The 14720-nt window shown below is 37.3% G+C and carries 13 protein-coding genes, 1 other RNA gene and 1 other annotated feature; of the genes, 4 read left to right on the plus strand and 10 right to left on the minus strand.

Annotated elements, in window-relative coordinates:
- Window positions 1-114 precede the first annotated feature (114 nt).
- Window positions 115-837 carry an MgtC/SapB family protein gene (locus ISALK_RS14115; RefSeq protein WP_160723417.1) on the minus strand — a complete coding sequence of 241 codons (723 nt, stop codon included), beginning with the start codon at window positions 835-837 and terminating at the stop codon, window positions 115-117.
- 194 nt (window positions 838-1031) lie between these two features.
- Here ISALK_RS14115 and ISALK_RS14120 point away from each other — a divergent pair, with 194 nt between their 5' ends.
- Window positions 1032-2663: an MBL fold metallo-hydrolase RNA specificity domain-containing protein gene (locus tag ISALK_RS14120; protein ID WP_160723419.1), complete on the plus strand. Its 1632-nt coding sequence runs from the start codon at window positions 1032-1034 to the stop codon at window positions 2661-2663.
- A gap of 70 nt (window positions 2664-2733) precedes the next feature.
- Here the strand turns inward: ISALK_RS14120 and ISALK_RS14125 are convergent, their stop codons facing one another.
- Window positions 2734-2889, minus strand: coding sequence for a hypothetical protein (locus tag ISALK_RS14125; protein WP_160723421.1), 156 nt, complete (start codon window positions 2887-2889; stop codon window positions 2734-2736).
- Between the two features lie 198 nt (window positions 2890-3087).
- On the opposite strand from ISALK_RS14125, the gene ISALK_RS14130 reads away from it, so the two are divergent.
- Together ISALK_RS14130 and ISALK_RS14135 are read left to right on the plus strand one after the other, a co-directional pair.
- Window positions 3088-3564, plus strand: a complete 477-nt coding sequence (locus tag ISALK_RS14130) for a GNAT family N-acetyltransferase (protein WP_160723423.1) — start codon at window positions 3088-3090, stop codon at window positions 3562-3564.
- A gap of 55 nt (window positions 3565-3619) precedes the next feature.
- Complete coding sequence (locus ISALK_RS14135; protein WP_160723425.1) at window positions 3620-4672, plus strand: FAD:protein FMN transferase; 1053 nt, start codon at window positions 3620-3622, stop codon at window positions 4670-4672.
- A 182-nt stretch (window positions 4673-4854) separates the two neighbouring features.
- Here the strand turns inward: ISALK_RS14135 and ISALK_RS14140 are convergent, their stop codons facing one another.
- The 4 genes from ISALK_RS14140 to ISALK_RS14155 form a co-directional block, all read right to left on the minus strand.
- The gene (locus tag ISALK_RS14140) at window positions 4855-5583 is read right to left on the minus strand and encodes an HAD family hydrolase (RefSeq protein WP_160723427.1); all 729 of its coding nucleotides are present in this window, start codon (window positions 5581-5583) and stop codon (window positions 4855-4857) included.
- A gap of 123 nt (window positions 5584-5706) precedes the next feature.
- Window positions 5707-7326, minus strand: coding sequence for a Na/Pi cotransporter family protein (locus ISALK_RS14145; RefSeq protein WP_160723429.1), 1620 nt, complete (start codon window positions 7324-7326; stop codon window positions 5707-5709).
- A 128-nt stretch (window positions 7327-7454) separates the two neighbouring features.
- Entirely contained in the window at window positions 7455-8420 is a 966-nt protein-coding gene (locus tag ISALK_RS14150; protein ID WP_160723431.1) for an NTP transferase domain-containing protein, read from the minus strand.
- Between the two features lie 4 nt (window positions 8421-8424).
- A complete protein-coding gene (locus ISALK_RS14155; RefSeq protein ID WP_160723433.1) occupies window positions 8425-8712 on the minus strand; it encodes a hypothetical protein in 288 nt (95 codons plus the stop codon).
- 230 nt (window positions 8713-8942) lie between these two features.
- Between ISALK_RS14155 and ISALK_RS14160 the strand changes: the two genes are divergently transcribed.
- On the plus strand, window positions 8943-9671 hold the full coding sequence (locus tag ISALK_RS14160) for a tetratricopeptide repeat protein (protein WP_160723435.1): 729 nt from the start codon (window positions 8943-8945) through the stop codon (window positions 9669-9671).
- A 129-nt stretch (window positions 9672-9800) separates the two neighbouring features.
- On the opposite strand, the gene leuS is transcribed toward ISALK_RS14160, so the two are convergent.
- The 4 genes from leuS to smpB form a co-directional block, all read right to left on the minus strand.
- Entirely contained in the window at window positions 9801-12224 is a 2424-nt protein-coding gene (gene leuS / locus ISALK_RS14165; protein WP_160723437.1) for a leucine--tRNA ligase, read from the minus strand.
- Window positions 12225-12288: 64 nt separating this feature from the next.
- Window positions 12289-12500: a binding site (T-box leader), on the minus strand.
- Window positions 12501-12575: 75 nt separating this feature from the next.
- The gene (locus tag ISALK_RS14170) at window positions 12576-13502 is read right to left on the minus strand and encodes a DMT family transporter (protein WP_160723439.1); all 927 of its coding nucleotides are present in this window, start codon (window positions 13500-13502) and stop codon (window positions 12576-12578) included.
- A gap of 153 nt (window positions 13503-13655) precedes the next feature.
- Window positions 13656-14015: a transfer-messenger RNA gene (gene ssrA, locus ISALK_RS14175) on the minus strand.
- Window positions 14015-14485, minus strand: coding sequence for an SsrA-binding protein SmpB (gene smpB, locus ISALK_RS14180; RefSeq protein ID WP_160723441.1), 471 nt, complete (start codon window positions 14483-14485; stop codon window positions 14015-14017). The genes ssrA and smpB overlap by 1 nt, the downstream gene beginning before the upstream one ends.
- Window positions 14486-14720: the final 235 nt, after the last annotated feature.

Consider the following 14720-nt stretch of genomic DNA (forward strand, 5'->3'; position numbering starts at 1 on the left):
TATAATATTCCATATTTTAGCCTCCATGGGATTCTCTTATGTTTTTATAAATTATACCATAAAAAAAACCACTCAGAAACAGTATTCAGAAAAATTCGGATATTATCTAAATATTCATGAGCCTTCCTTTAGATTGCTGTGGAAAATTTCTTCATCGTCCCAAACAATCTTCTCTATCCCTTGAATATTTTTCAAATCATTAAAACAAGAGGATCTCTTAAAGTTACGGGGAGTTCTTAGAAAAAAAGTGATTTCTAAATCCTTTTCATATTCTTCATCGGTATAACTCTTTTGATCCACGATAATATTTTTTATACTGATATGGTATTTGCCAAAGATCGTGCCGATTTCCCCTACTAAACCTGGACGACCAAAAGCATTAAAGCGAACTTCCGAGTATCTTTTCAGTTTATATATCTTTCCTTCTAACGCCTTGAGACCCATCAAGGAAAATAGCGCTAGCAAAGTTGTCAAGGAAGCCGCTGCATAATAACCAAGGCCAATAGCTAATCCTATTCCCCCACTAATCCATATACTTGCTGCGGTAGTAAGCCCTCGTACATTTGTTCCTTCGCGAAGAATGGTTCCGGCACCCAAAAATCCGATTCCACTTACGACTTGAGCAGCTAATCTAGCTGGTTCACCTCCTGATCCATCGGGACCAAGACCATGAAAACCATAGGCGGATAAAATCATAATTAGACAAGAGCCAAGGGTAACCAAAATATGCGTTCGAAATCCTGCGGGACGATTACTGACTTCTCTTTCAAAACCGATAATCCCTCCCAATACAGCTGCCAAAAACAAGCGAAGCGCAATCTCCATTGTTCCGATCATAAAAATATCCTCCTTCTAAATCTAAATGAACAAATAAGCCTATTCGGATTCCTAATTTTATTTTACATGAAAAAATTACGGAAGTCTAATTTTCATTTTTCAATTAATTTTATTCTGTTCGATAATTCTACGGAATATTTGGGTATAGGTTACTTATAACCATAAATTTCTAATATAATCAGAGGAGGAGTACTATGAACATACAATTTTTAGGAGCTGCAAAAGTAGTGACCGGTAGCAATATTTTAATAACTACCAAAAACTATCAATTGTTAATCGATTGTGGTTTATTCCAAGGGAGTGAAGAATTGGAAAAACTTAACCGGGAGCCCTTTCAGTATAATCCCGAAGAAATAGATTTTATGCTTCTAAGTCATGCTCATATCGATCATAGCGGAAGGATTCCTAAACTTGTCAAAGAAGGTTTTAATGGAAAAATTTATTGCACCAATGCAACTTATGATTTGTCGGATATAATGCTTAAGGATAGTGGTCATATCCACGAGTCTGATACAAAATGGCTTAATAAATCCAGAAAGCGCTCCGGAAAAAAAACGCTTGAACCTTTATACACTGTACAGGATGCAGAAAACAGTCTGCGATATTTCGAACCGGTCCTCTATGATCAAAAAATTAATATTAATGATGATATTTCTGTACGATTTAAAGATGCCGGTCATATTTTAGGTTCATCGATTATAGAACTTTGGATCAAGGAACAAGAGGATACCGTAAAGATCGTGTTCTCCGGTGACTTGGGAACCTCGGGTAAGCCCATCATTCGCGATCCGGATTTTATTAAAGAAGCGGATTATTTGATTGTTGAATCCACCTATGGCAACCGGATCCATGAAAACAAAGAGTTCCGTATGAAAAAGTTGATGGAAATCATTAATGATACCGTATCTAAAAATGGCACTGTAATCATCCCATCTTTTGCCGTGGGAAGAACCCAAGAATTAATATATGAACTCCATAAGTACTATGAAGAACATGACAATATTGAAGAATTCTTAAAAATCCCGATCTATATCGATAGTCCCATGGCCATCTCTGCTACTGAGATATTTAAGAAAAATACCTATGCCTTCGATGAGGAAGCCCGGAAGTATATTTTAGAAGGCCACAACCCACTGGATTTTGAAAATCTCCATTACGTCAGAGATCATAAAGAATCCATGAGATTGAATGAAGCGGATTATCCGAAGGTTGTTATCTCAGCAAGCGGAATGTGCACAGCCGGACGTGTCCGACACCATTTAAAGCATAATTTATGGAAAGAAAAAAATGCCGTGGTTTTTGTCGGTTACCAAGCCCATGGTACGTTAGGAAGAATTTTACAGGAAGGCGTAGATTCCGTAAAACTTCTCGGAGAGGAAATTGCAGTCCTGGCATCTATTCATAGTGTGGAAGGTTTTTCCGCCCATGCAGATCAAAATGATCTAATAAACTGGATTGGTCATTTTGAAAAGAAACCACAAAAGATTTTTTTAATACACGGAGAAGAGGATAACTCTCGAGGTCTTTATGAGTTGATCAAAGAAAAATACAATATCAAATCCCTCATCCCATCAATGGGCTACTCCTTCACCGTGGAAGAATCCGTACTGAAAGAAGAGTCCGGAGAAATGCTTAAACCTATTGAGAGAAAAGAAGTCATTAAGCGGGAGTTACAAGAAGTACTTCAGCAATTTGAGAATCTGGAGGATAAAGCCGATCAATTTTTAGATGAAATTGTTCTTGAAAAAGAGTATGATAAGATTAAAAATAAACTCTTGGACTTACAACGGGAATTAATGGATATTACCATGCTCATCGGAAAATAGTTTCGGGATTTACACAAATACGTGTTTAGAAAGAAAAATAGGATTGATGCCTGAAAAAAACAGCAGATAATCATCTGCTGTTTTTCCATGCATCAATTCGTTGATTACGATTCTTGTTCAGTTTATTCCATTCCCAGTAGCCTTTAATGTCATTACCATGTTCTGTATCGTTTTTGTGGATCGCTTCATAGGATTTTACCAGTTTGTTTATTTTTTTCTTTTGCATGTCCTTCACCACTCCTCAGTATAAAAAAACTAATTTAAGTATTATTATACATCATTATCAGAATAAATCAAGTGATATTTCAGTTCACTTTGCTCTCTCACCCTGTATTAATCTTCGTATGATTGACTATTTGTCTATTATTTGATAGAGTTATAAAGAGCTTTTATACCAGCCTTATGATTTTAGGAGGATTATTTAATGACCGATATACAACCGGCAACAGAAAGTGCAAGATCTTATTTTATAAATGATTATTTAAGTCGATATGGATCTTTTCAGGATTTAGCAGAGCAGTATGCGGATGCATGTATTTTTACAAATCGATCTTTAGTGGCTACAATTAATGATAAAATCATCGGAGGAATCACCTGGTCAATAAAAGAAGGAATTAATTCCGGACTGGTTGAAATATTTCAGATGTCTATTCTTAAGGAGTACCGAGGAAAAGGTTATGGTTCCCTTTTAGTTGAAAAATGTTTGCAGGATATTGAAAGCTTCTATTGCTTAAGAGGCTATCCATTGCAACGGGTTTACATTATTATCACAGAGTCAAACATCATCGGGCGAAACCTATATCGCAACAAAGACTTTTATGTTGCCGCAAGCTTAATGAATCATCGTTTTGTCAATCAGATGGATCTATTTTATGTTAAGGACTATTTTATCAAAAATTAGTTTTTCGAATGTGATTAATAGAAAATTAACGATTTAATTTTAAGGAGTGAATACAATGAAAAATATAAAAGTAAAAAGAACTGTTATTCTATTGGGTATTCTAGTTTCTTTTTTACTATTATTCGGTTGTTCCGAAGAAGAAGATTACCAGTTAGTTCAAGAAAGTAGATTTGCTCTGGGTACTTATAACCAGGTGACAGTTTATGCCCCTAGTGAAGAGGAGGGGCAGGATATTATGGACGCCGTTTTTACAAGAGTTAACGAAATCGAAAATTTAATGAGTATAAACGTAGAAGATAGTGATATTTCCAAACTGAATGAAAAAGCCGGAGAATCTTCTGTAACAGTAGACCCCGAAACTTTCCATCTGCTAGATCTCGGGAAAGAATATAAAGAACTTACCGATGGAACTTTCAACATCGGAATCGGTACTTTAATTCAGCTTTGGGATATTGGAGGAGACGATCAGCAGGTTCCTGAAGAAGCAGAAATAGGATCACTTCTTAACCACACTGATCTCAATCAATTAATCCTAAATGAGGATAGTTATGAAGCTCGGATTGAAGATCCCGAAATGATTGTGGATTTAGGGGGCATAGCAAAAGGTTATGCTGTTGATCAAGCAGTTCAAGTAATAAAGAATCATGGTGTTGAACATGCCATTGTGGATTTCGGCGGAGATGTGTATGTGCTAGGTGGAAACCCGGACGGCAATGATTGGAGAATTGGAATCAGCACACCGGAAATCGGAGAATCCGGCGTCGTAGGTAGGCTGTTTTCCTCTGATATGTCTGTAGTGTCGTCAGGAGACTACGAACGATATTTTATAGAAAACGATCAGTTATATCATCATATTATCGACCCCAGTACCGGTCATCCTACAGATAATGAACTTTCCAGTGTGACGGTCATATCTGACTCAGCCCTTGAGGGGGATATCCTTTCTACAGCCATGTTTGTTATGGGGCTCGAAGATGGTTTAGACTTTGTAAATGACCTGGAAGGTGTCGAAGCAGTACTAATAACGAAAAGCAAGGAAGTATATCTCACTACTGGTGTTTCCGATCTTTTCGAAATTATGGATGAAGAATACACCCTTGCTGATTAATTTAAGAAATTTGTAAGATAATTTTTACTGATAGAATAAACGTAACGAGGCTTAAGGAGTATTCTTGCTTATGCCGCGTTACGTTTTATTTTATTTTATCTTTTATTCATAATATAATGCAATATCATTCTTTAATCTATAGTTTTCACCCTTTAGCTTCCCATAACTTATCAGAAATCAAATTAATTGATAATTTCCACGTCGTTACCCAGTTTATATATTACATCCTTTCGTTCTACGATCAATTGTACTTTTTCTTTTAATCTCTCATCTTTTTTTATATTTACTAAGAGTTCCCTTACCGGATTAATGGCTGTTGGATTTCCTACCGCCTTCAACATGGAAATATCACCGTTGGTATCCCCATAAGCATAACTTCTCGGTAAGTCCAACTCATATTTTTGTTCAAACTCTTTAATGGCTGCTTCTTTACTATGGGAGTCCCACATTTGATCGATCTCCCCGGTTAATAATCCCTGGGAATCTACATGATATCTGGTCCCTATAAAATCTTGTACCCCATATTTTTCTGCCATCTTCTCCACTAAATAATCCGGTCCGCCGGAAATAAAGATGATGGTATGTCCCTGTTCTTTATGCCACTGGATACGATCTCGGGTATATCGGTAGACCCTTTCCCCTTTTTTTGCAATTACCTGGTCACACATGAACTCCATATGCTTTCGGCTGATTCCCTTTACGGAATTCAAATATATTTGAGCGACTTCAAGGAGATAGTCTTCATAGTTTCCTTGTCGTTTATCCCAGTTATGAAAAGTCTTTTTGGCTTCATTATGCCATATGGAAGGATCAATAATTTCATATTTAATCATTTTTTTAAAATGCTCCACCATTAAAGAATCTCTATATAGTGTTCCATCAACGTCAAATAATGCACCTATTTTCTTCATCTGTATCCTCTCCTTTTCTCTTTCCATTAATATACCCAATTAACTCTAAAAATAACTCTATTTCTCATTCAAGAAATAGAGTTATTCTTTGATATGCCTCTGGTTTACATCATTGTTGCTAATTTATGACTGAGAATTTAACTTGATTTGATCTAATACCGCATAAGCAATATTGGATGCATGGTCACTGATTCTTTCCAAATTGCTGATAATATCCAAGAAGACTACTCCGGATCCTGTATTACATAAATTATTGTTTAAACGTTCAATATGATTTGTACGTAACGCTTTCTCTTGCTCATCAATCCGATTTTCAATTTCCAAAACCTCTAAGGCAAGAGATTGATCTAAGTTGGTTAAAGCGGTTAACGACTTTTCATAAGCATCAATGGTCATCGTACTCATTTCGTCCAACTCATCGATGGCCTTTTCCGAGAAATACAATTTATTTTCCAATCGATACATAGCAAGCTCTGCAATGTTGTCCGCATGATCCCCTACCCGTTCAATATCATTAATCGTATTAAAAAGGCCTGTAAGAATCTCACGATTCTTTTTGGAAATATCCGTGTTGGAAAGTTTAACAAGATATCCCGAGAGTTCCCGTTCAATTTCATTTACCACTTTTTCAATGCGAAATCCTTCCATGATCTCTTTTTCATTTTTATTGAAAAAGCCTTTCAAAGCGCTATGAAGGGTTTTTTTCGCCGTATTTCCCATATGAAGAGTTTCTCTCATCGCGGAATTCAAAGCTATTGATGGGGTTTCTAATAACCGTATATCAATATATTTGATACCTTCCTGGACATCCTCATCTCCCGGAACAATTTTTTTAGCGGTTTTTACAATTAATCCCGCAAAGGGTAATAGCATCAATGTGCTGGTAATATTAAAAATAGTATGGGCATTGGCAATCTGTCTTGTAACATTTGTTGGTGATAATTGTTCAACCACCAAGTATAGTGGTACTCTTAGGAAAACCAAAAATATCAAGGTTCCCGCTATATTGAATACAAAGTGGGCTGCTGCAGCTCTACGAGCTGTTCGGTTAGCTCCGATAGAAGAAATTATTGCAGTAACCGTAGTTCCGATATTAATTCCAAACAAGACAGGCAGGGCCGCGGCAAGAGGCACCAAACCTTGTAAGGATAAGGCCAAAACAATACTTGTAGAGGCTGTACTACTTTGCAGTGCAACCGTGATGAAGAAACCGGCTAAAACGCCTAAAATCGGATTTTCGGAAAAACTAATAATTAAGTCGTGAAAAGCTTGCATTTCTCTAAGGGGTCTTAGAGCATCTCCCATAAAGGTCATCCCCACAAAAAGAATACCAAAACCGATAAAGGCTTCGGATATCTGTTTGACCTTTCGGTTTTTTGTGCTTAACCAGATTATTACAGCAACACCGATAACGATCGGTGCATACTCGTCCACTCTAAAGGAAATTACTTGAGCAGTTATTGTTGTCCCGATATTAGCACCCATAATAACCCCTAAGGCTTGACTCAAGTTCATCATTCCTGCATTCACAAAGCCAACAACCATTACTGTTGTTGCACTACTGCTTTGGATAACAGCAGTTACCACAGCTCCTACAATAACGCCCAAAAATCGGTTTGTGGTTAGCACCCCGATAATGTCTTTCAGTTTATCTCCAGCTGCCCTTTGTAAACTGGAACTCATTACATGCATACCATAAAGAAAAAGACCAAGCCCTCCTAAAACACCAAAAAATATTTCCATTCTGCTGCCTCCCTAATTCACGAACTTTCCTAAGTATTTGTTTTGCAAATGATATTATAACAGATTCAATAGACCAAACCAAAGACATTTATTTAAGTAAACACTATTTCTTGATTTTTACGATCTGTTTATATTTCAATATCTTGAATATACACATTAACCTGTTCCACAGGGATATCAGTCATGGATTGTACCATATCCTTAATTCTTTTTTGTACCTTTTCAATAACTTCAGGAATTTTAATTCCCAGCTGAATTACAACAGATATGTTTATAATTATCTTTTCGTCCCCTTTTTGAATTTTTACCCCCTTCTTACTGGAAGTCTTTTTACTGAAAACCTCCGCAAAGGAATCTGAAACTCCGCTGGAAAAAGAAATAACCCCTTCCACGTCCTTTACAGCTTCTCGAATCACTGTCATAATTACTTCATTAGATATTTCAATCTTTCCTTCTTTACTCATTATTTCCATATCCATCCTCCTTAAATATTGATTAATTATTATAGCCCGTTCATATTCTTCTTTTCTGTTGATATTGTAAAAGCTGATTTCCTTCGGATCAAAACGGTGAATCGTACTTTCATCCACTGTTCGAACTCTGACTTCCGGGAAAAAATCTATGATTTTATAATGTTGCCGATCAATCATTTTCTTCATGGGTATCAAACAGTTTTTATGATAAATTCCGTGCAAAGGTTGATAATATTGTTTGATTTTCGGTACCACTACATCGTAGTCCTTTGATAACCCTCCTAAATGCTTAATCAGAGACTCATTAATAAAAGGCATATCACAAGGGAGAAAGAAACCTTGTTTCGTTGGTATTTGAGCCAAACCGGAATAAAGACCGACTAGGGAGTTTTTCTTATCGGTCTGTATTAAATCCCGAAGAAAACAAACATCCTTCAAAAAACCATAAATATTCGGATCATTTGTAACAATGTGTACTTTTTGGTGAAATATTCTTTCCAACTTTTCGACCATTATTTCAATAATTTTTTGGTTATCAATCTCCAACAATGCTTTATTACTACCCATTCGACTATTGGCCCCTCCGGCCAAAATTACCGGTGTTATTGTGTTTTTCTCCATAAGATCACTCTTTTGAAAATTCTTCAACGGTTGAATTCACTTTCTCTGGATGAAGGTTTTTTGTATTAATATCCTGGATAAGTATTATTTCCTCTAAATCTTCTGAATGAAAAACCACTTCACATTCTTCAGTATCACATAAATGAAAGCGATCTCCATGAAGATATGAGCGTAGTTGATCTTTCACCATTTTATATACTTCCTCAGCTACCACCTTATGAGTAATCCCACCACACAAAGGGCAAAGTGTTTCTTTTGATTCACAACCCTTTTGACAAGTACTACAAGACATTTGAACGCCTCCTATTAAACCCACTGCTTACATCCTGTCACTAATACTTAATAACATATCTTTGCAGTTTCTATTCATATTTTAACACAGAGACTGAATAGATGCTATACTAAACCCTGTAATCTATAAAGCACATTGCAATTTATTCTATAACGATTTATAATGAAGTTTATAGATTATTTCTTCTCCCCATTTTCATATTCCCATCATAATTTTACAAGGAGGCTTCCATGAAAAAACAGTTTGATAACCCTTATTTGCAGCTTAGTGAACCAAAATCATCTTTAGATTTTTTAAGCAACCTCGAAGAAAGAAAAAGCTCCTTCTATCCTTTGCAATCTCTTTTAGGAGTCCTGGGAGTGATTCTTATTTTCCTGAGTTTTCGGGATCCCCTTTATTTTTTCATCGGAGCAGGCCTTCTTTTTCTAAGGGTCTTTTGGCGAAAGAAGAGTGACCCCTTACTGTCTGCCTTGCAACAGAGCAAACTATACTATCGGAAAAAACGATTTGATAAGTGTTTAGCCTCTTTAGATCGTTTAATAGAAGAGTATCCTAACAATCACGGCCTAAAGCTTATCCAAGGTGAATGTTATTTACATATGAATCGATTGGATGAAGCTTACAATGTTTATAAAAATGCCTTTGAGCAGTCCCCGGAATCCTTTTCTTCTGAAACTTCACAAAAACACATGGTTTATTTATTGTTTTTAATTGTTCATTTTCGAGATTTCCAACTAGGTGAACGGGTTGCAGAATTTTACCGAGTCAAAAACAATTCTGAATTCTTCATTGTTTTATGGAGCAATTATTATTTAGGAATCATTCATTACTTTAATGAGGATCAGCAAAGAGCTCTTAAACACTTTAAAAAGGTGTATAACCTAAACAGTGATTTTAAAAATATTCCAGAGCTTTTAAAAAAGGTAAAACAACAGGAAAATATTGAAACCTTATTATAATAAAAAAGACCGGATAAATATCCGGTCTTTTTTTATTTCTTGTTTTTAACAGATTATTTTCTTTACTATTTCAAACTTTTTTTCATAGCATAAATATTTTACTAACTCTTTAAGAACTAATCAATAAAACTAACCCTTCACCACGATGTTATATATTCGTCCAGGTACATAGATTTCTTTTACAATTTCACGATTTTCCAAGTACTCTTTTATACCCTCAGCTTCTTTTACTATTTTTTCTACGGATTCTTTGTCGGCCTCCGGCTGAATTTTTACCTTCCCGCGAACTTTGCCGTTTACTTGTACTGCAATTTCAATGAATTTATCCACGGTCTTATCTTCATTCCAAATAGGCCAGTGTTGTTCAACGATCCCTTCCCTATGACCCAGAATTTCCCATAGCTCCTCGGTAATATGGGGAGCAACGGGGTTTAGCAGCAATAAGAAGGTTTTAAATTCGCCTTTGGTTACCCGTCCAAGATCATAAAACTCATTAATTAAGGTCATTAAAGCTGCGATACCGGTATTATATTTTAAGCTTTCATAGTCGTCACTGACTTTTTTTATCGTTTGATGCATTTTTACTTCTAGTTCATTGGAGAAATCCTCTCCTTCGACTAACAAGTCCTGTACTTTCCATACGCGGTCTAAAAATCTTCGGCAACCTTTTACTCCGTTTTGAGACCAGGGAACACTTTTTTCAAAGTCCCCGATGAACATTTCGTACACCCGAAGGGTGTCCGCTCCAAATTCCTCAATAATCTCGTCGGGGTTTATCACATTTCCTTTCGATTTAGACATTTTTTCATTATTTTCTCCGAGAATCATCCCATGAGAAGTTCGTTTATAATAGGGTTCTTTAGTGGGAACCACGTTGACATCATATAAGAATTTATGCCAAAATCTTGAATAAAGCAAATGGAGGGTGGTATGTTCCATGCCTCCGTTATACCAATCAACAGGTAACCAGTAATCCAGTCTTTCTTTAGAGGCTAGAGCTTCATCGTTATTAGGATCCATATATCGTAAATAATACCAGGAGGAACCGGCCCATTGAGGCATAGTGTCGGTTTCCCGTCTTCCCTCTTTTCCACAGGAGGGACAGGGGGTTTTCACCCACTCCTCAATATTTGCTAAGGGAGATTCACCATCATCGGTTGGCTCATAATTTTCAACTTTCGGGAGTTCCAAGGGAAGTTCTTTTTCAGGAACCGGCACCCAGCCGCAATCTTTACAATAAACCAGTGGAATCGGCTCTCCCCAATATCGTTGTCGGGAAAAAACCCAGTCTCTGAGCTTATAATTAACTTTCTTCTCTCCAAGCTTCTGTTCTGCTAACCAATCACTGATTCTTTCGATGGCTTCCTGGGGCTTAAGACCGTTGATAAAGTCGGAGTTTATCAGGATCCCTTGATCCACATCGGTAAAGGCTTCCTTTGTAATATCTCCGCCTTTTACTACTTCTTTAATGGGAAGATTGAATTTTCTCGCAAACTCCCAGTCCCGACTATCATGACCCGGCACCGCCATAATCGCTCCGGTTCCATAAGTCATTAAGACATAATCGGATATCCACACAGTCATTTCTTCCTTCGATGCAGGATTAATGGCTTTAATACCTTTTAACTCAACACCGGTTTTCTCTTTTATCAGTTCACTCCGCTCGAAGTCCGACTTTTTTGCGGCTTCGTGTTGGTATTGGTGAACTTCGTCAAAATTTTTGATTTGATTTTGAAGCTTATTCAACAATGGATGTTCCGGAGATATTACCATATACGTTGCTCCAAACAAAGTGTCCGGCCGAGTAGTGAATACCCCTAAGGATTCCTCGGTTCCATCTATGGGAAACTTGATTTCCATACCTTCAGATTTTCCGATCCAATTTTTTTGCTGGGTCTTTACCCGTTCAATGTAATCCACTTCATCAAGATCTTTAATCAGTCTTTCTGCATATTCAGTGATTTTTAACATCCATTGATTTTTTACTTTTTGCACTACTTCACCGCCGCATCGCTCGCAGCTACCCTGCACTACCTCTTCATTAGAAAGTCCTATTTTACAGGAGGTACACCAGTTAATGGGAATTTCTTGTTTATAGGCTAAGTCTTTCTCAAAAAGTTTAAGAAAAATCCATTGGGTCCACTTATAATAGCTAGGGTCTGTTGTATTAATCTCCCTGGACCAATCAAAGGAAAAACCTAAGGATTGCAGTTGGGCTTTGAATCGGGCCACATTCTGTTTGGTTACCTTTTCAGGATGAATCTTATTTTTTATTGCATAGTTTTCCGTCGGCAATCCAAAAGCATCCCATCCCATAGGAAATAACACATTATAGCCTTGCATTCTTCTTTTTCTTGCCACCACATCCAGGGCCGTATAGGGTCTCGGATGGCCAACATGAAGCCCCTGTCCCGAAGGGTAGGGAAACTCAATTAAGGCATAAAACTTCGGACGATCATCACTTTCCTTAACATGAAATACTTCTTTTTCTTCCCATCGGTCCTGCCATTTCTTTTCGATGGATTCCGGATGATAACCTGGGTTTGTACTCATACATATTCCTCCTTTATAATTATGATCCTCAGCTGATTATTTCATCAAAAAAATCTTCCTCTCATTTAGAGACGAAGATTCGCGGTACCACACTAATTGATAAATAATTAAATCATTTATCCACTCTTCGATTAACGGATCGTAACCGGTTTGACTTACTGCTTTCAGCCAAACTGCTCCTTAGACGAGTTCGGTATCTTTGTTTGCCACTTTCCACCCTTTATGGCTCTCTGTAAAACAAAGGCGTTACCTACTACTTCCAGTCATCGCATATCTAAATTCACTTGTATAAATTAGATTATAACAAAGTTATCAGAATAAATCAATTAAAACTACTGATAAAATGCTGCCTTAGCTATTTGTCTCAGGATTACGGGGTTTGATTCCGTAATAGTTAGTACCCCACACCCCAAGCAAAATCAGGATCGCTCCCACAACATGAAACCAGTAAAAAGGTTCTCCTAAAACAAGGATCCCCGCGATGATGGATACTACCGTCACCAGATTTCCAAATACAGCGGATTTTGTCGCTTCGATTTTAGACAGCATGAAATTCAACATAAAAAAGGCCACTACTGAAGAGAGAATCCCTAAATATACCACTGCGAAAAAAGCAACGGGGTTAAAAAGGGGAGTAAAGTACGAGGTTAACTCTCCCCTTAGAACATGCTCAGTTACTGCGATTCCATTAAAGACTACAAGCCCAACCATCATCATAAAAAAGGTAATTTCTATGGCATTAAAGTATAATGAGGATTTTCTGGACAGGATATTAAAAGCCCCGGCGGAAAAAACTGCCCCTAAGAGCACCAACATCCCGATAAAATTTCCTTCCACTTCACTTTCTCGCATAACAGTAATGAAAATTACTCCCGCCACCGATAGGAAAATAAAGATCCACTGCTTAGTACTGGGTTTTTCTTTAAGGAATATCACACCGAGTATTGCAGCTACGACAGGAATAAGAGATATCATCATTCCACTTTCAGAAGCAGAGGTCATATCCACACCAGTGACTTCACAAATGAAATATAAAACCGGCTGAAACAAGGCTAAAAAAAATAGAGGTTTCATTCTTCTGCCGGAAAAATTAATTTTTATCACTTTAAGTAGCAATAGACTCCACAATAACACACTGGCAAACAAAAATCGAAGCCCTAGCAAATGAAATGGATCTAGTATTTCTAAAGCTCCCTTGGTGAAGGTAAAGGAAAATCCGAAAATAAACGCGACTAATAATCCCGCAAGAATTGGTAATAATTCATTCTTTCTATCCATAAAAACCCTCTTTTCTTTTTGATTATGTATTAATGCCCTTCCCTTTTGCTAAACTTATGTTATGGGGAGGAAATTTAGCCGCTGATTCTTTTATAGGACGGCTAAGGACAATAAAAAAGCATTATGGATTACCATAATGCATGGTTGTTAAATTGGTGGAGGCGGTGGGAATTGAACCCACGTCCGAAAGCCCTTCACCATCAGTTTCTCCGAGTGCAGTTACTACTTTAGAGTTCGCCTTTCAAAACGCCTAGTAACGGGCTTTAAGATCGGCTAGTCCTGATTGTACAACTTAACGTCAGGACATCCGTTAAGTCGTTCCCCACATAGTTTGGCGCCTCATCTTAAGCTGTGGGAACTTAAGAGAGACGGGCTACCTAATAAATTAGGCAGCTAATGCGTAATTATTGTTATCTGCGTTTATCTTTAGTGCTCAGTTTTTTTACGTGTGAAAGAGCGAAACACGACTCGCTACTGATGGCTCCAGACCTCCGTCGAAACCAGTACGCCCCCTAGATCTCTTTTTGTCGCTGTCGAAGGGCCTTTTGAATGTTACGGTTGGCATCTCTTTTGGCAATATCACGGCGTTTATCATGAAGGGCTTTCCCTTTGGCTACACCGATGGAAATCTTCACCATGCCCTTTTTCAGATAAACCTCCAATGGTATTAGTGTATAACCCTTTTGTTTGATATAACCGATTAGCTTTCGTATTTCTCTTTTGTGAAGCAAAAGTTTTCGAACCCGTAGTGGATCTTTATTATAGATATTTCCCTTTTCGTAGGGGCTGATATGCACTCCGTGTAGAAATACTTCTTCCCCATCAACTTGGGCATAACCTTCTTTAATGTTAATTTTTCCCATACGGATGGATTTAACCTCGGTGCCCACCAGCACTATTCCTGCCTCCAGGGCTTCCTCAATAAAATACTCATGCCTTGCTTTTCGGTTTGTTGCCAGTACTTTGCCTTTTTGATTTGCCATAACCTTCATCCTTTTACTCCGTCTTAAACAACATATGTTCAGTCACTAGAGAAATTATAACATGAGAAAGAGCAACTGTCAATTTATTGAACGTTGCTCTTTCAGTTTCTATGATCCATATATGATAATGTCTTAATATATCACAAGTGACTATGTCCCAAATACTATTAAATCTATTATAATAGAACCTCAGGACTAAGAAATGAGGTGGACATAATCAGAAAGGTAATATTAA

The sequence above is a fragment of the Isachenkonia alkalipeptolytica genome (genome assembly GCF_009910325.1).
GTDB lineage: Bacteria > Bacillota > Clostridia > Peptostreptococcales > T1SED10-28 > Isachenkonia > Isachenkonia alkalipeptolytica.